Annotated in this window: 15 protein-coding genes; 3 read left to right on the plus strand and 12 right to left on the minus strand. The window is 64.6% G+C overall.

Annotation, left to right across the window (positions count from 1 at the left end; genetic code table 11):
• Window positions 1–196 precede the first annotated feature (196 nt).
• Entirely contained in the window at window positions 197–1,066 is an 870-nt protein-coding gene (pssA, locus tag HRUBRA_RS13180) for a CDP-diacylglycerol--serine O-phosphatidyltransferase (protein WP_035517916.1), read from the minus strand.
• Window positions 1,067–1,100: 34 nt separating this feature from the next.
• Complete coding sequence (ilvY, locus tag HRUBRA_RS13185) at window positions 1,101–2,012, minus strand: HTH-type transcriptional activator IlvY (RefSeq protein WP_035517918.1); 912 nt, start codon at window positions 2,010–2,012, stop codon at window positions 1,101–1,103.
• A 95-nt stretch (window positions 2,013–2,107) separates the two neighbouring features.
• Between ilvY and ilvC the strand changes: the two genes are divergently transcribed.
• Window positions 2,108–3,580: a ketol-acid reductoisomerase gene (ilvC, locus tag HRUBRA_RS13190; protein ID WP_035517919.1), complete on the plus strand. Its 1,473-nt coding sequence runs from the start codon at window positions 2,108–2,110 to the stop codon at window positions 3,578–3,580.
• 257 nt (window positions 3,581–3,837) lie between these two features.
• On the opposite strand, the gene ilvN is transcribed toward ilvC, so the two are convergent.
• The gene (gene ilvN, locus HRUBRA_RS13195; RefSeq protein WP_035517921.1) at window positions 3,838–4,329 is read right to left on the minus strand and encodes an acetolactate synthase small subunit; all 492 of its coding nucleotides are present in this window, start codon (window positions 4,327–4,329) and stop codon (window positions 3,838–3,840) included.
• A gap of 1 nt (window position 4,330) precedes the next feature.
• The gene (locus tag HRUBRA_RS13200) at window positions 4,331–6,079 is read right to left on the minus strand and encodes an acetolactate synthase 3 large subunit (protein WP_035517932.1); all 1,749 of its coding nucleotides are present in this window, start codon (window positions 6,077–6,079) and stop codon (window positions 4,331–4,333) included.
• Between the two features lie 527 nt (window positions 6,080–6,606).
• Between HRUBRA_RS13200 and HRUBRA_RS13205 the strand changes: the two genes are divergently transcribed.
• Together HRUBRA_RS13205 and HRUBRA_RS13210 are read left to right on the plus strand one after the other, a co-directional pair.
• Entirely contained in the window at window positions 6,607–7,056 is a 450-nt protein-coding gene (locus HRUBRA_RS13205) for a DUF4124 domain-containing protein (protein ID WP_144244480.1), read from the plus strand.
• The gene (locus HRUBRA_RS13210) at window positions 7,053–7,532 is read left to right on the plus strand and encodes a DUF4124 domain-containing protein (protein ID WP_035517924.1); all 480 of its coding nucleotides are present in this window, start codon (window positions 7,053–7,055) and stop codon (window positions 7,530–7,532) included. The genes HRUBRA_RS13205 and HRUBRA_RS13210 overlap by 4 nt, the downstream gene beginning before the upstream one ends.
• A 31-nt stretch (window positions 7,533–7,563) precedes the next feature.
• Here HRUBRA_RS13210 and HRUBRA_RS13215 read toward each other — a convergent pair whose 3' ends face one another.
• The 8 genes from HRUBRA_RS13215 to HRUBRA_RS15060 all read right to left on the minus strand — a co-directional run.
• A complete protein-coding gene (locus HRUBRA_RS13215) occupies window positions 7,564–10,899 on the minus strand; it encodes a pilus assembly protein (protein WP_035517925.1) in 3,336 nt (1,111 codons plus the stop codon).
• A 17-nt stretch (window positions 10,900–10,916) separates the two neighbouring features.
• Window positions 10,917–11,468, minus strand: a complete 552-nt coding sequence (locus HRUBRA_RS13220; RefSeq protein WP_035517927.1) for a pilus assembly PilX family protein — start codon at window positions 11,466–11,468, stop codon at window positions 10,917–10,919.
• The gene (locus HRUBRA_RS13225) at window positions 11,465–12,517 is read right to left on the minus strand and encodes a PilW family protein (RefSeq protein WP_084592663.1); all 1,053 of its coding nucleotides are present in this window, start codon (window positions 12,515–12,517) and stop codon (window positions 11,465–11,467) included. The genes HRUBRA_RS13220 and HRUBRA_RS13225 overlap by 4 nt, the downstream gene beginning before the upstream one ends.
• Window positions 12,514–13,119 (minus strand): type IV pilus modification protein PilV, encoded by a 606-nt coding sequence (gene pilV / locus HRUBRA_RS13230; RefSeq protein WP_052094887.1) that lies wholly within the window; start codon window positions 13,117–13,119, stop codon window positions 12,514–12,516. Before pilV ends, HRUBRA_RS13225 begins: the two co-directional genes overlap by 4 nt.
• Window positions 13,110–13,568, minus strand: coding sequence for a GspH/FimT family pseudopilin (locus HRUBRA_RS13235; RefSeq protein WP_052094889.1), 459 nt, complete (start codon window positions 13,566–13,568; stop codon window positions 13,110–13,112). Before HRUBRA_RS13235 ends, pilV begins: the two co-directional genes overlap by 10 nt.
• Window positions 13,562–13,975, minus strand: a complete 414-nt coding sequence (locus tag HRUBRA_RS15670; RefSeq protein ID WP_035517937.1) for a type IV pilin protein — start codon at window positions 13,973–13,975, stop codon at window positions 13,562–13,564. Before HRUBRA_RS15670 ends, HRUBRA_RS13235 begins: the two co-directional genes overlap by 7 nt.
• 120 nt (window positions 13,976–14,095) lie before the next feature.
• Window positions 14,096–16,681, minus strand: coding sequence for an ATP-dependent chaperone ClpB (gene clpB, locus HRUBRA_RS13245; protein WP_035517930.1), 2,586 nt, complete (start codon window positions 16,679–16,681; stop codon window positions 14,096–14,098).
• A 105-nt stretch (window positions 16,682–16,786) separates the two neighbouring features.
• The coding region (locus HRUBRA_RS15060; RefSeq protein WP_201771616.1) for a laccase domain-containing protein at window positions 16,787–16,960 on the minus strand (174 nt) is incomplete at its 5' end.

Raw genomic sequence — 16,960 nt, forward strand, 5'->3', positions numbered from 1 at the left:
TAAGCAACCAGCCCAACAAGTGCCCACACATCTGTCTTCATCTGACTGTTAAGCAGCTCACTCAGCGCCGGGCTGAGCGTCTCGTCCTGGGCAGTGCCCCTGACCGAGGAGGCGCATTATACGCAGGGCAGAAAGCCCCGCAAGGCTTTTGACGAAAATATTTGAGAAAAATCCATGCGGGCCGTTTCACGGCGCCTCAGGCACCCCGCCCGGCACGCCGCTTGCGCACCAGCATGACAGGCCCCGAGGCCGCATAGGCCAGGAACACCAGCAGGAAAACCCGGGGCGGGTCCACCGTCACAAGGCTGAAGCCAAGCACCACGAAGAGAATGACAACGAAGGGCACACGCCCGTGGAGATCCACCATCTTGAAGCTGTAGTAGGGGAAATTCGCCACCATGAGCACGCCGGTCACCGCCGTCAAAAGGGCCACCAGCACAGCGACCTCCACCGGCAGGGCATCGCCGACCCACCCGAGGTCATGGCACACCCAGACAGTGCTGGCCATGATGCAGGCCGCAGCGGGGCTCGCCAGCCCCGTGAAGAAGTTCTTGTCGGCGCTGTCGACCTGCGTATTGAAACGCGCAAGCCGCAGCGCCGCGCAGGCCACGTAAATGAAGGCAGCGCTCCAGCCCAGCTTGCCGAGATCACCGAGCGCCCAGCTGAACACCACCAGAGCCGGCGCAACCCCGAAGGACACCATATCCGCAAGGCTGTCGTACTCACCGCCGAACTTGCTCGCGGTATTGGTGAGGCGGGCGATGCGCCCATCGAGGCCGTCGAAGACCAGCGCGAAGAAAATCGCAATCGGCGCCGCCTCGAAGTCACCCCGCAAAGCGGCGACCACAGCATAAAAACCGCAGAACAGCGCCCCGGTAGTAAAAAGGTTGGGAAGGAGGTAGACGCCGCGACGCTTGACCGTGCGTCCGTTTTCAGAGACCTCCTCTTCGTGGTCATCGACCAGCAGATCAAGGCTTGCGGCCACGCGGCTCGCCTGGGCGGCGGCCTCGTCTTCCGCCGGCTGCGTCGGCTCGGCGGCCTCCCGCTCCGGGTTGTCATCATGCATCGCTGGTCCTCCAGCGCGTGGGCCGCTGATCATATCAAATAGGACCGGGGTACGTACGCGCCGCGACGTCGCGCAGGGCCTGTACCGGCGGGTCGGCGAGGCGGGAAGCAAGCGATACCAGGCCGATTAGCAGCTCCGGCAACGGCTCCTTGAGCGGCAGCGCCTCAACGCCGCTGGCGAGGCCGCCGCTTTTCATCACGATTTCCGGTGCAAAGCCCACACCCAGACCCAGCGCCACCATGGCGACGATAGCCTCATGGCCTGCCACCTGCGCGTAAAGGCGCGGCCGGCGGATGCCCTGGACTTCGAACCAACGCTCGATCAGCACCTTGGTGACACCACGCTCGGGCACGATGAACGGTACTGAGGCCCAATCCACCGCACCGCTGCGTGCCGCCTCCACGGCCAGCTGCCGACGCACGGCGCAATCCGCCGTGGGAATGCAGAGACAGAGAGGGCTGCGTGCCAGCGCAAGAAAATCGAGGCGCGAGGGCAGGCGCTCAGGGCGCAGGGTGACGGCGACATCGTCGCGGCCCTCCCGGACCCGGGCGAGACCATCGGCCTGATCCCCGGTATGCAGCATGATATCGACCCCCGGGTAGGCGTCGCGGAAGCGCTCCAGGACCGGCGACAGCACACTGTAGGAGGCGGTTACCGAGCAGAACAGGCTCACCTCCCCGGCAAGCTCACTCTCGCTGGACAGCTCTCGACGCAGGGCCTGCCAGTCCGCCAGCGATCGCTGGGCATGGTCGCGCAGCGCCCGCCCGGCGACCGTGAGCCGCATGCTGCGCCGGTCCCGCTCGAGCAGGGGCCGGCCCAGCTCCTCCTCCAGCCGCTGAATAGTCCGGCTCACGGCTGACACGGACAGGTGGAGCGCCTCGGCGCTGCGGGTGAAGTTGAGCGTCGAGCAGACGGAGAGAAAAACGCGCTGACTGCGAGCATCCATGATTTGCTTTATACGCAACACTGCATCGCAAAGATAGCGTTTTACGCAAGCAACTGAGCGGCGTATTCTCCTCGCCTCATCACAGGAGAAGCCCCATGACCCAGAACTACTTCAACAGCCTGCCCCTGCGCGAGCAGCTGCAGCAACTCGGCAAGTGCCGCTTCATGGCACGCTCAGAATTCGCTGACGGTGTTGAGCCCCTGCGGGGCAAAAAACTCGTTATCGTGGGCTGCGGCGCCCAGGGCCTGAACCAGGGCCTGAACCTGCGCGACAGCGGCCTCGATGTGTCCTACGCCCTCCGCCAGAGCGCCATCGAGGAGCAGCGGCAATCTTGGAAAAACGCCACCGGCAACGGCTTTACCGTGGGCACCTATGAGGAACTGATCCCGCAGGCGGATCTGGTTCTCAACCTCACCCCCGACAAGCAGCACAGCGCCGTTGTCACCGAAGTCATGCCGCTGATGAAAGAAGGCGCCTGCCTCTCCTACTCCCACGGCTTCAACATCGTCGAGGAAGGCATGCAGATCCGTGAGGACCTCACGGTGATCATGGTGGCACCGAAGTGCCCGGGCACCGAGGTGCGGGAGGAGTACAAGCGCGGCTTCGGCGTGCCCACGCTCATCGCCGTGCATAAGGAGAACGACCCGAAGGGCGAGGGCCTTACCCTGGCCAAGGCCTACGCGGCCGGCACCGGCGGCGATCGCGCCGGCGTGCTCGAATCATCCTTCATCGCCGAGGTGAAGTCGGACCTCATGGGCGAGCAGACCATTCTCTGCGGCATGCTCCAGACCGGCTCGATCCTCTGCTTTGACCGCATGGTCGAGAAGGGCGTCGACCCGGGCTACGCGGCCAAGCTCGTGCAATACGGCTGGGAAACGGTCACCGAAGGCCTTAAGCACGGCGGCATCACCAACATGATGGATCGCCTGAGCAACCCCGCAAAGATCCGCGCCTTCCACCTCGCCGAGGAGCTGAAGACGATCATGCGTCCGCTCTACGAGAAGCACCAGGACGACATCATGAGCGGCGTCTTCTCATCCACGATGATGGAGGACTGGGGCAACGACGACGCCAACCTCCTGACCTGGCGCGCCGCCACCCAGGACACGGCCTTCGAAAAGACCGATAACACGGCGACGGAAATCACCGAGCAGGAGTACTACGACAACGGCATCCTGATGGTGGCCATGGTCAAGGCCGGCGTCGAGCTCGCCTTCGAGGTCATGACCGCTGCAGGTATTATCGACGAGTCAGCCTATTACGAGTCCCTGCACGAGACGCCCCTGATCGCCAACCTCATTGCCCGCAAGAAGCTCTACGAGATGAACGTGGTGATCTCCGACACCGCCGAGTACGGCTGCTATCTCTTTGACCACGCCTGCCGCCCGCTGCTGGCGGACTTCATGGCGAACATGGAGACGGACGTGATCGGCACGGGCCTCGGCGGCGAAAACGGCGTCGACAACCGCGAGCTGATCGCGGTGAACGAAGCGATCCGCTCACACCCGGTTGAAATCGTCGGCAAGACGCTGCGCGGCTACATGACAGCGATGAAGAGCATCCGCTGAGAAAAGCCCCGGAGCACTGGATCGCGCACGGCTGAGGCCCCGGCGCGGGAGGGCGCCCACAGCCATTCAGGCCGTGCTTTGGCGGAAGCCCCGGGTCGGGGCTTTCCGCGAGGACTGTTCGAGTCCCGAAAAATCGCGCCAGCGATTTTTGGTCGATTTCCGCAGCGGCCGGCCCGGGGCTTCCGCCAACGGCCGGCTCTAGGCGCCCTCCCGCGCCGGGGCCGTGCTACAACGTCCCGCAACGCAGCAGCAGGATTCTAGGGCCTGAGCACCTTCTCCCCGCGGGCGATCCCCGCCACCCCGGAACGCACCACCTCCAGAATCTGTGCATCGCCGACCGCCGCCACAAAGGCGTCCAGCTTCTCCGTGGTGCCGGCGAGCTGGATCGTGTAGCTCGACGGAGCCACATCGACAATCTGGCCGCGGAAAATGTCCGTCGTGCGCTTGAGCTCGTCACGGTCCGCCCCTGCAGCGCGCACCTTGATCAGCATCATGTCGCGCTCGATATGGGCCCCTTCGGTGAGATCCACGAGCTTGACCACGTCCACCAGGCGGTTCAGGTGCTTGGTGATCTGCTCCATATGGCGGTCGTCACCGATGGTCGTCAGCGTCAGCCGCGACAGGGTGGGATCGTCCGTCGGCGCCACATTAAGCGTCTCGATGTTGTAGCCGCGCTGCGAGAACAGACCGACCACGCGCGAGAGAGCGCCGGGTTCGTTTTCCATCAGGATGGCAATGATGCGGCGCATGTCAGCTCCTCTCGCTCTTGCTCAGCCACATGTCCTTCATGGAGCCGTTGGGCGCCACGTGCATGGGGTAGACGTGCTCCATGGGATCCACATAGACATCGAGGAACACCAGACGGTCGCGCAGCGCAAAGGCCTCATCCATGGCTGCATCGAGATCGTTCTTGTCGCGCACCGTGATGCCGACGTGTCCGTAGGCTTCTACCAGTTTCATGAAATCCGGCAGGGAGTCCTCGTAGGTACTCATGGCGTAGCGGCCCTCATACTGCATGTCCTGCCACTGCTTGACCATGCCGAGGTAGTTGTTGCGCAGGTTCACGATCTTGACCGGCGTGTTGTACTGGCGGCAGGTGGAGAGCTCCTGGATGTTCATCTGGATACTGCCCTCGCCGGTCACACAGGCCACCTCGGCCTCCGGGAAGGCGAGCTTGACGCCCATGGCCGCCGGCAGGCCGAAGCCCATGGTGCCGAGGCCGCCGGAGTTGATCCAGCGCCGGGGCTTGTCGAAGGGATAATACTGGGCCGCAAACATCTGGTGCTGACCCACATCGGAGGTCACATAGGCATCACCGTCCGTCGCGCGATAGAGGCTGCGGATCACATCCTGGGGCATGATGTAGTCGCTCTCACCGTAACGGCGGCCCGTGAGCAGGCCGTGGTTGCTGCGCCATTCCTCGATCTGGCTCCACCAGCGCGCCAGGGCACCGGCGTCCGGTAGCGTCTCCTCTGCCTTGCTCTGGGTGCTCTTTACCTGCTCGAGGAGATCGGTGAGTACGGCCTTCACGGGCCCGACGATCGGGATATGCGCGCTCACGGTCTTGGAGATGGAGGCCGGGTCAATGTCGATATGGATGATCCGCGCCCCGGGGCAGAATTTGCTGACGGTGTTGGTGACCCGGTCATCAAAGCGCGCACCCACGGCGAGAATAACATCCGCGTTGTGCATGGCCATATTGGCCTCGTAGAAACCGTGCATACCCAGCATGCCGAGAAACTGACGATCCGTGCCCGGGAAGGCGCCGAGGCCCATGAGCGTGTTGGTGACCGGGTAGTTCAGGTGCCGCGCCAGGGCGATGAGTTCGTCACTGCCCTCGCCCAGGATGACGCCGCCGCCGCTGTAGATCATCGGCCGCTTCGCCGAGAGCAGCAGCTTCGCCGCCTTGCGGGTCTGACCGGAGTGACCCTTCTGCGACGGCGCGTAGGAGCGCATGCGGACGCTCTCCGGGTAGCTGTACTCGAATTTCTCGTCCGGCCTCGTGATGTCCTTGGGGATGTCGATGACTACCGGGCCCGGGCGACCGGTTGTCGCCAGGGTAAAGGCCTTCTTGATGGTGGTCGGCAGCTCACTGGCATGCCGGACCATGAAGCTGTGCTTAACGATCGGGCGGGAGATGCCGACCATGTCGGTCTCCTGGAAGGCGTCCTCACCGATGAGATGGGTGGCAACCTGCCCCGAGAACACCACCATGGGGATGGAATCCATATAGGCCGTGGCGATACCGGTGACAGCATTGGTCGCACCGGGGCCAGAAGTCACCAGCACGACACCGGGCTTGCCGGTGGCACGCGCGTAGCCATCGGCGGCGTGCGTGGCCGCCTGCTCGTGGCGCACCAGAACGTGGGGGGTGCCATTGGACTTGAACAGCGCGTCGTAAATGTGCAGCACAGCGCCACCGGGGTACCCGAAAATAAACTCGACGCCCTCGTCCTCAAGGGCCCGGGCGACCATCTCGCCCCCGGACAACAGTTCCACGGTTCTCTGATCCACGATCCTTACTCCTGCTCAGCCTCGGGCCCGCGCGTACCCATCGCCGGCCGGTGCGTGCCTGGAACGTGTGGCTGGACAGGCGCTGGCAGAACACCAGCGGCCGAAGGCCACTCCCGCCGGACGCAACAACAGCGTCTACTCGCCAAAGGGGGAATGACAATCACGAGAACCCGTGCGTGTCGCCCTGCGGGGTAGCGCAGTGTCGGACCCACGGCGACCACCCATGCGGCAGCACCGTTTTACGGGACATGCGGGCAGCTGAACCAACTGAAACCGTTGATGCAGTAGGCCAGAGGACGGGGGTACCCGACGCTAGCCGTTGCCACCAGCACGACGCGGAGGAGTGTGGGCGCCGGGGCGGAGGCTGTCAACCGGTAATAATCCCCCGGGAAAGCGTGAGCGCTTAGGTGCGTTGCGGGGTCCCGAGGACTGGGGTATGTTGGCAGCAGCTTCCCGCTTTGGAGTGCATCTTGCGCAAATCAGAGCCAGCGCCTGCCCGATCGGCTTCCGCGTTGCTTGTTGCCGGCCTCATGGCCGGCCTTGCGCTAGCGGGACCTCCGGCGGCGCAGGCGGCAGAAGAGCTCTACCGCTGGGTGGACGCCGCCGGGCAATTGGTCATCAGTGACCGCCCGCCAGAGCCCGGAACCCCCCACGAGACGCTCTCGGTAAAAAGCGGCCGCTCCCTGAGTAGCCCCGCCGCTCCAGGCCCGGCGGAGGCGGCCCGGAGCCAGGACGAGCCCCCTGCCCCCCAGGGCGAGGACGTCCTCGCAAACCCGGAAACCTGCCGCATCGCCCGGGAAAATCTCAACGCCCTGGAAACGGCCAGCCGCATCCAGAAGCTGGGAGACGACGGCGAACCCTACTTCCTTTCGGAAGAAGAGAAAGCTATTGAAAAAGACCGCGCAAGATCACTGATCCGATTACACTGTCGGCCCGGCCAAGCCTCAGGAGAGACTGAGTGAAGCGCGCAGTGCTGGCTACCTTCCTTGCGCCCCTGGCCTTGGCCCTGGCGGCCGGCCCGGGCTCTGCTGCAGCGACCGAATATTACAAATGGCGGGACGAGCGCGGCCAGGTAGTTATCAGCGATCGGCCCCCGGTGGACCCGGCTATCGACTACGAGTACCACGGGGAGCACTTCGGCCGCACCCAGGCCCGTCTTTTTGATGACAATGCCGAGCCCGCGCGGGGCAAGGTGGCAGGCAGCTACGGCCCCGCACAAGCACCGCGGTCGTCGCCCGCCGGGCCTTCAGCAAAGGCACCCTCCAAGGATCTCGACGAGGCCCGGTGTGCTGCAGCAAAAGATCGGCTCTTCAAGCTCGAGACGTTTCCGCGGAAACGTGTCGAGGAGGACGGCGAAATCCGCTTCATGACGACAGAAGAAGTCGAGGAGCAGCTGCGCGTGAACCGGGAGCTGATCCAGCGGCACTGCCCGGACTGATCCCCACCGGGCACCAGCCGGTGCCCTTTCCCTACTGATCCATATCCTCGATCCACCACATGCGCTTGCGGGCCGGAGAGATCACCGGGTCGATCTCGACCACGTCAAACCCCTCGCAACCGATGCACACCGTGCGCTCCTGAAGCTGTGGCCCGTCCTCGTCATCCGGATCATACCCCTCAGGTTCGATGACCACGGTGGCGATCACCGGCGGAATGGGCATGCCACCGGCGACCATTTCCTCGCCCTGTGTGTTATCGGGGAAGAAGGTGTCGATAGCGTAGGCGGTGGCGATGCCGATCGGTGGCGAGCACAAACCGGTGCTGGACCCGCCGGGCTGATAGCTGTTGAAAAACACCCTCGACCCGCCCACGGCGGCGGCGTTGACCACCTGTTCGCCCAGTCCCGGAAGTTCGACGTACCAGCCATTGGTCGCCTGCACCGAAGCCCCGTTGTTGCCGGAGGCATCGATAAGGTCGGCATCCAGATCAAGAGGCAGCGTGGCGCCACCGACCGGGGCACCCTCCGGCCGGTCCAGCACCAGGTAGAAGCGGTTATCGACATCATCGCGGTAGGGGTAGTTGACCTTCAGCGGACGCTCGCGGTCGCCGCTGCCGACGGCGACACCCACCAGCGCAGTCTGCGGCACCGTGAAGACCTCCGGCCGGTTGAGGAAGCGCCGGTTGTCCCCGGACATGGCGCCCACCTTGACGGCCGCGGTCCAATGCTCTGCGGGGTCGACCACCTCCGCTTCTGAATCCAACGGCTTGTTCAACGCAACCCGGTAGAGACCGCCGGCGGCATCAACCGCGTAGAGGTAGTCGGCGCTCCCGTCGAGGTTTCTGTCCAGCGGCGCCAGCTCAGCCACCACCGGCGCATCGACAGACAGCTTCGCGAGCTGCACTCCGGTCTCTGCATTGAGGAGGAAGATCGCCGAACCCCGGGCATCGCCGGCGCAGGGAAAGGCTGCCTGGTCGGTGTCGAGGCAGGTATCGTAGCCGCCCCCGAAGGCAACAACGGGGATCGCTGCGCCAGCATCGTCAACATAATCCTTCACGGTGAACGCCACCGGCGTCGACCAGGTCTGGCCGATGTCCCGATAGCTGTCGTCGGAGCAGCTGGCGGTGCTGTCGTCGGCGCAGCCATGCACCCATTTGAGCACTGGATCAACCGGGTCAGTCACATCCAGCGCGTAAAGCTGGCGCCCGCCCCGGCGCATGCTGGGAAAGATCAGCGCCTTGCTGACCGTGTCGTTCTCATCGTAGACAACGAAATCCCCCGGCGACCCGTCGAAAAAGTAGTCCTTGGCCTCATAGCCGAGCTCGGCGTCCTCGGGAAAGCCGGAGTAGAGAATGAGCGGGTCGTTGTTGTAAAGCCGGGCGATGGCATTGTAGTGAGCCGGTGCGAGCAACGCCCAGTCTTCGGCCCCGGTCCCCGAATCGACGGCGCGGAACAGTCCGTCATTGGCCCCGTAGAACGCCTTGATGGTGCCGTTGCCGTAGTTGATAACCAGCGGACGGGAGTGAATAACACCGCCATGCGCCGAGGCGCGCAACCCAACAGCGGGCATGGTCTCGTCGATGCCGGCGCGATCGCCGCGTAGGTAGTCGAACACGGCGTCACCGCCGAGATCAGCAGCGTAGCTGTCAGTGAGCTCAACCCGGGCGCCGCCAGCCACCGTGTAAATGGTCCGTTGTACCGCCTCACGCACCTGCTGGGCCACACCACCCTTCTCGACGAAAGAGCCATCAGGGGAGTCCGACCACATGCTGGTCATGACCCCGGCGTCCAGGCATTCACCCCGGGGAGGCGGATTAACGCCGAGATTCTCCCAGTAATCACCGGTCTCGGAGGTCCACCAGCTCACCGCGCACTGGCCCGGGGCGCCGGTGAGAGGGTTGACCGCCCGGCGATAGTTGACGTCTGCCAGCTCCACCTGGTTGTTGAAGAGGCCGAGCCGGTAGCGTTTCAGGTTGCCGAACCAGCGCGGTTCCTTGTCAAGGGCAGGACGGAAGCTGCCGATGTAGACCTGATTGGCACTCTGCGCCCGCTGCCCGGCGTTCACCGGCAGCGTCACGGCCGCGAAACTGCTGCTCACCGCCACAATGTCTGAAAGAATGCCCTCGATGGCGTCCACCAGCTGGTTCTCATTGCGGGCGGCGAAGTAGCGGCCGCCGCCGACCTCCGCCGTATTGAGCAGCAACGAGCTGGTGTCCGCGTCCTGCTGCGCGTTGAACACGTCGATGGTGTAGGTGATCACCGAGACGCGCTGCGTCACCGTCTCGCCATCGACGTTAACGGTGGCCGGCACGCCGTAGTTACGCAGGAACTTGGCCCAGTCATCGATGTTCCAGTCGCGACCGCTCTGCGTGTCGAAGGAGCCCGAGGGCTTAACAACTGTCGTGCCCGTGCCGACGGTGGCGACATCCCAAAAGCAGGCTCCTCCTTTGACACAAGCGTTCGTGATTTCTACACAGGCGCAGCTGTCATTTTCAAAACAAGCGGCATGATTATTGTTTCTCTGCTCTGCCGCAGTGCACTGATCCTGCTGATTTTTCTTCCAGCGATCCGCTGAAAGGCCAAGCGTGTCTGAATCGCCTTCAATGAAAGTGGTAGTCAGCTCCGGCAGCGGCAGCGGCGTCCCCGCCGAGGCGCCGGAAAGCGCATCCGGAGGCTGCCGGCCCAGCGACTCGTAGAGCGCCGTCAGCGCCGCACTGTTCGAGGCCTCATCCTGCCGCGGACCGGAGCTGTTCGGGTTGCCGATGAAGACCACATAGCTGTTGGTGCAGATGTCGTCGGCCGTGAGCGGCGATGCAAAGGTCGAAAAAGGGGTGCGGTAGGCTGCGGCATCGGCAAGGCCGGTAGGCGTGCCGCCGCCGCTGTCGCTTTGCGCGCCGCCGGCCAGGTAGTTGTACAGGTCGAACATCAGGTCGCCCCAGTTCTCGTTGGCGTTTCGCGCCTCCGTAGGGGAATTGATATTGTCAAAAATATCCGTCAGCGTGGCGCTCAGGTTCCCGTAGGCCGTCGCCGTCAACGGCTGCAGGTCGAAGCGCACGTAGCCACCGTCCTCGTTGGCATTACCGGCGGTGACGAACTCCACCAGGCCCACGTTGACCTGGTCAACGAGGGGCTCGAGCGCCGTTTTGATGGCCAGAACTTCCGATTGGCCCTGGGCGCTGCGATCCGGCCAGCGCTGGCTCTGCCGCGACCAGTTCGACGTGTTGTCGAGAATGAAGATAACGCTCGGCAAGGCATCACCGACGTCCGTGGGTATGCCCGCAAACAGGTCGATGTCCTCAGCCCTGGAAGACTGCACCAGCGTCACCACCAGAAACAGAAACGCAGCGAAAAACTGTCTTGGGGCCATCTAACTTCTCCTTGAACTCACGTCGGGCATACCGACGCGATATTGTTCAATGTTGTCAGGATCGAAACACCCTGCCGTACCGATACACGGGCACCGGTCACGGAATCGATCGCGGTGGCGCGCAGCTCCCAGACCGAGCGCGCGCACATGGAAAACTCTCCCGGGGGCAGGAAGCACTGGGCATCGCCGGGCGTGTTGAAGACATCGAGCTCCGCGTTGCGGATCGGCATGACGATGATGCAGTCCGGCGGGTCGACGAACACCTCGATATCGTCAGTGCCGTCCCCGTCAATGTCGTAACACTTTTCGTTTGGCTGCTTGCAGCTCTGGAGGAAGATATTGTCCGGCGAAGCCGTGAAGCGGTTCGAGCTGATGGCCTCCTCCAGCGCCGCCTTGGCGGCAAAGAGCGCCATCTCCCGGCTCTCGACGTTCTGCACTACCTTGAGGTTGGTCTGGGCGATATTCGCTGCAGTCACCGCAATGAGCGTCAGCACCAGCAGCATGATCAGCGACACGGCCAGAACCAAGCCACGCTGGCGCCGCCGGGAGGCTGTGGTCAGGCCGCTCATTCGCGGCGCTCCGCGACATTGCGCAGGACCACGGTGCGGCTGAACACCTGCCGCTTGTAATCGCTGTAAGCCGCCGGCACCGTATAGCTCTCTCCGGCAACCGTGTAGCTCCGGTTATCGACATGGCCCGGAGATGACTCTCGGCTGCGGACCACTAGGAAAACGCGGACGGCCACCACATCAGACCACCCCGCGCCCAGGGGCGTGCGCACGTACTCGTCAACCTGGCCATCACCGGCAAAACTGCCCGTGGTGGCGCCGTTATCAAGCCCATATTCCAGGCGCAGCGCCTCCACCCCGTCCACCAGCGCCTCCACCGTATCATAGGCACCGGGGCCCGTGCCCGAGAGCTCGGCACGGGCGAGCTGGTCGTCATCGTTGATGAAATAGATGCGCGACAGCAGCCGGTAGCGCGGCGCCAGCTCCACCGGCGTCACGGTGTCGCAGGCGCGGGTCATGAACTCCAGCTCTGCCACCACGGTGCTGAACTGCAGATCGCCGGGCGCCGGCGCGCCAGACACGTTGGGCTCGAAGCAGGCATTGGCCTGCAGATAGACGTCCCCCGGCACCGCCGGATCGCAGCCGGCATCGTCGAGGGAGCAGGAGCTGCCGCGGCGGATAGCCAGATAGTCCGTGCCGTCCTTGACCGCAAGGCCAGCGGGGGTCGGAGGTGCCTGGCCCCCGAGCACCGGGTAACAGGTTGCCTGCCTCAGCTCTTCACCGAGCGCGGCAGGCGCTGTGGCGGTCCCAACGAACAGCGGCGGCGTCGTTGAGCACGCCGAATACTGGGCGCCGTCATAGGTCACGGCAGGCGGTTGCCCCGTCTCACCCCAGAACCCCGCGTTGGCAATATCCTGTTCCAGCTGCTGAATGGCGAACACCCCGTTCTCGATCTGCGCGGCGCTGCGCTGCAGTTCATTGCGGACCGCACTGTTGCGGGTGGCAAGCTCCGTCACGGCCAGCATGAGGACGGCACCAAGGGCAATCGCGATCATCAGCTCCACGAGGCTGAAGCCGTGGCGCCGGCAGAGCCGATGTGGCCGCCTCATGGCGAGTTCGGGTCCACGAGTTCGGCGAACACCACGCGAGTGGCCACGGCACGCCGCAGGCGCTCGTCGCCGTACTGTCCCTGCGCACAGGGCAGCGACGGAGGGGATGTCTCCACCAGCCCCTGCCAGGCGACGGTGACCTGCACCGCGACATCACCATCCCCGGACCCGGCGAGGCGATCGATGCAGCCGCGGGCGCTGATAATGCTCGCCAGCCCCTCATTCGGGTCACCGGGGCGAGTGGTACTGGTGCCGAGAAGCCGGTTGTTCCACTCACAGAGATCGCGGCGGGCGATGCTCATAGCGGCCGTGCACTCGTCGGACCCGACACCGTAGAGCGTGGTGCCAGCATCGGCCGTATAAGGGCTGTTCGGATCGCGGGCCACCGTCGCATTGGCGCGCAGCCGGCCGGCCATTTCCTCGGCCAGGAGCAGCGCCTGGGAGCGCTGATAGGCCTCGAACTGTCCGTTCACCGTTGTAAGCTGGAGCCCCGCAAGGCCCAGGAGCCCGATAGCCAGGATGAGCAGCGTCACCAGCACTTCGATAAGGGTCACCCCGGCCACCGGGGCGCCTGGCCTGCGGGGACCGGACGTCAGGGGCATGACCCCTGCCCTCCTGTCGCCCGGCCGCTGCTATCGAGCGTTATACAACTCGGCGTTGCCGACGCGAGACCGGCTACCGAGAGCCGGAAAGAAACCCCCGAAAGGGGACGACCGGACGGTCGGAAAACGATGTCGCTGTCCGGGCCCTCGACAGCGACGTCGACTACCGGTGTGTAGGTAAGGAGCGTCACATCGTTGGGGTCCGGCACGCGCCAGCCGCCGGACCAGTCGGTACCGTTGCTGCGCTGCAGTTCGATGCGGGCGTTACGTTTCACGGCCTCCGAGCGCGCCATGGTCAAGGCCATCTGCAGGTCCATGCTGGCGGCACGAATCCGCTGCTCAGCAACAAACCCGCGGAACGCCGGTGCGGCAAGACCGATAAGAATGCCGAGCACGACGATGGTAATCATCAGTTCCACGAGCGTGAAGCCGCGGGAACGGTTTACCATGGCTGTCCTCCGCGGAGCTTCTCGCCGGTCTGGTTGATGGTGAGCGCGCCGTCGTCGACCTGGATTGTTCCCGCTCGCGGGGTCAACGTGATCGTGAAGGTCGGTGGCGGCGGCGTTGAAGTGGTGGCGAACTCGACACTGTAGTGCTGGTCGACGCGTTCCGGCGGGGTCACCCCGAGCTCATTCGGATCCGGCGCGTAGCGACGCTCGTCCATGAGAAACTGCTGCTGACGCTGAGCCACATCCATCAGGAAGCCCTGCGCCTCCCCACGGTTGGCTTTGACGATATACTTGACGTACGAGGGGTACGCTACGACCGCCAGAATGGCGACGATAGCGATGACAATCATCAGCTCTATGAGCGTAAAGCCGACCACCCGCCCTCGAGCAGCCGATCCGGATACCATGGTCCTCTCCATCCCTCCTGGGAGCGCCTGTTGCGACACGCCTTCTATTGGGAAGGTTAGCCCAAATTACCGGGGCTTGCGAGCACTTGCGATGGCCCTCCAGCCCCCGTAAGACAGGCCTCAGGGCGCCTCAGCGCCCTGAAAAACCACTGCTTCGCCGTCCAGGTCCACGGAGATCGTATCCCCGGGCGCAAAGTCCCCGGAGAGGATCCGCTGCGACAGCGGGTTCTCCAGCTCCTGCTGAATGGCCCGCTTGAGGGGCCGGGCGCCATAGACCGGGTCGAAGCCCGCGGCAACCAGCTTGTCGAGGAAGGCGTCCGACAGCTCGAGGGACAGCTCCCGCTCCGCCAGCCGTTCCCGCAAGTGGGCCAGCTGGATCTGGGCAATGCCGCGGATCTGCGACTGCTGCAGCGGGTGGAAGACCACGGTCTCGTCGATACGATTGATGAACTCCGGACGGAAGTGGTGCCCCACCACCTCCATGACGGCGCTCTTCATGCGGTCGTAGTTCTCCTCCCCGGCCAGTTCCTGGATCAGGTCCGAGCCCAGGTTGGAGGTCATGACGATGACGGTGTTGCGGAAGTCCACGGTACGGCCCTGACCATCGGTCAGCCGGCCGTCTTCCAGCACCTGCAGAAGGATGTTGAACACGTCCGGGTGGGCCTTCTCCACCTCGTCGAGGAGCAGCAGCGAGTAGGGCCTGCGGCGCACCGCCTCGGTGAGATAGCCGCCCTCCTCGTAGCCCACGTAGCCCGGGGGAGCACCGATCATGCGGGCCACCGAGTGCTTCTCCATGAACTCGGACATGTCGATGCGCACCATGGCCTGCTCGCTGTCGAAAAGAAAGGACGCCAGCGCCTTGCACAGCTCGGTCTTGCCCACGCCCGTGGGCCCGAGGAACAGGAAGGAGCCGTTCGGCCGGTTCGGGTCCGACAGGCCCGCGCGGGAGCGGCGCACAGCGTTGGAAACGGCAACGACCGCCTCCTCCTGGCCTACGACCCGCTCATGCAGCGCAGACTCCATGCGCAGGAGCTTCTCCCGGTCGCCCTCGAGCATCTTGGCGATGGGGATCCCCGTCCAGCGGGAGACGACCTCGGCCACCTCCTCGTCGGTGACCTTGTTGCGCAGGAGCGTACGCTCCACGGTCTCGGCCTCCTGGGCCGCGGCCAGTTGCTTTTCAAGCTCCGGCAGCCTGCCGTACTGCAGCTCGGACATGCGGCCCAGATCCCCGGCGCGGCCGGCGGCCTCGAGCTCGAGCTTGGCCTGCTCGATCTCGCCCTTGATCTGCGCGGCGCCCTGCAGGGAGGCCTTCTCCGCCTTCCAGACTTCCTCGAGATCCGCGTATTCCTTCTCGACCTTGTCGATCTGCTCGTTCAGCAGCTCCAGCTGCTTGACGGCACCCGGGTCGTCATCTTTCTTCACGGCCTCGCGCTCGATCTTGAGCTGGATCAACCGACGCTCGAGGCGGTCCATCGCTTCGGGCTTGGAATCGATCTCCATACGGATGCGGCTGGCGGCTTCGTCGACGAGATCGATGGCCTTGTCCGGCAGCTGCCGGTCGGTGATGTAGCGCTGCGACAGCTTGGCGGCGGCGATGATGGCGCCGTCGGTGATATCCACACCGTGGTGCACCTCGTAGCGTTCCTTGAGGCCACGGAGGATGGCGATGGTATCCTCCTCGCTCGGCTCGTCCACCAGCACCTTCTGGAAGCGCCGCTCAAGGGCCGCGTCCTTCTCCACATACTGGCGGTATTCATTGAGGGTAGTGGCGCCCACGCAGTGCAGCTCACCGCGAGCGAGCGCCGGCTTCAGCATGTTGCCGGCATCCATGGAACCCTCGGCCTTGCCGGCGCCGACCATGGTATGGATCTCGTCGATGAACAGGATCACCCGGCCCTCTTCCTTCGACAACTCATTGAGCACGGCCTTCAGGCGCTCCTCGAAGTCGCCGCGGAACTTGGCGCCGGCAAGCAGCGCACCGAGGTCCAGGGACAGAATGCGCTTGTTGCGCAGGCCCTCGGGCACCTCACCGTTGACCACCCGCTGGGCCAGGCCCTCGACAATGGCGGTCTTGCCCACGCCCGGCTCGCCGATCAGCACCGGGTTGTTCTTGGTGCGCCGCTGCAGCACCTGGATGGTGCGGCGGATCTCGTCATCGCGACCGATAACCGGGTCGAGCTTGCCTTCCCGTGCGCGCTCGGTGAGGTCGATGGTGTACTTGTCCAGCGCCTGCCGGGACTCCTCGGCCTCCGGATTGTCGACGTTCTGGCCGCCGCGCACGGCGGCAATGGCCTGCTCAAGCGCGGCCTTGCTGACGCCGGCGTCCTCGAGCATTCTGCCGGCATCGCTGTCGCTCTCGAGCATGGCGCGCAGCACCAGCTCCGTGGAGATATAGGCGTCACCGCCCTGCTGGGCGAGCTTGTCTGTAAGGTTGAGAATGCGCCCGAGGCTGTTGGAGATATGGATATCCCCGCCGCTGCCGGACACCTTCGGCAGCGCATCAAGGCCACCCTGCACCGCCTCCTTGAGGCGGGCCACATCGGCGCCGGCCTTCTGCAACAGCGGCCGCGTGGAGCCGCCCTGCTGGTCGAGCAGGGCGGCAAGCAGGTGCAGCGGCTCAATGAAATTGCTGTCCCGGCCCAACGCCAGGGATTGCGCATCGGCCAGTGCGTTCTGCAGCTGGTTGGTGAGCTTGTCCATTCGCATAGTGCTATCTCCCGTGCTGCCGTATCACCGGTCAACAATCAATTCGCTAGAGGAGATATTGGGCCAGAAATGACCTTTTTCAACAGCGTCTGCGGTGCCGGACGCTCAAGGATTGATGAGAATCAAGGAAACCATGCGCCCGGTTTCGCCGTCGCGACGGTACGAGAAGAAGCGGCTGCGGTCGCTCGCCGTGCAGCGAGGGTCCCGGTAGCAGCGGCTGACGCCGGCGGCTGCGAGGCGGGCCGCCGCCAGGGCCTGCAGGTCGGCGTGGAGCCGGTC

It is taken from the genome of Pseudohaliea rubra DSM 19751, assembly GCF_000764025.1.
Lineage (GTDB): Bacteria > Pseudomonadota > Gammaproteobacteria > Pseudomonadales > Halieaceae > Pseudohaliea > Pseudohaliea rubra.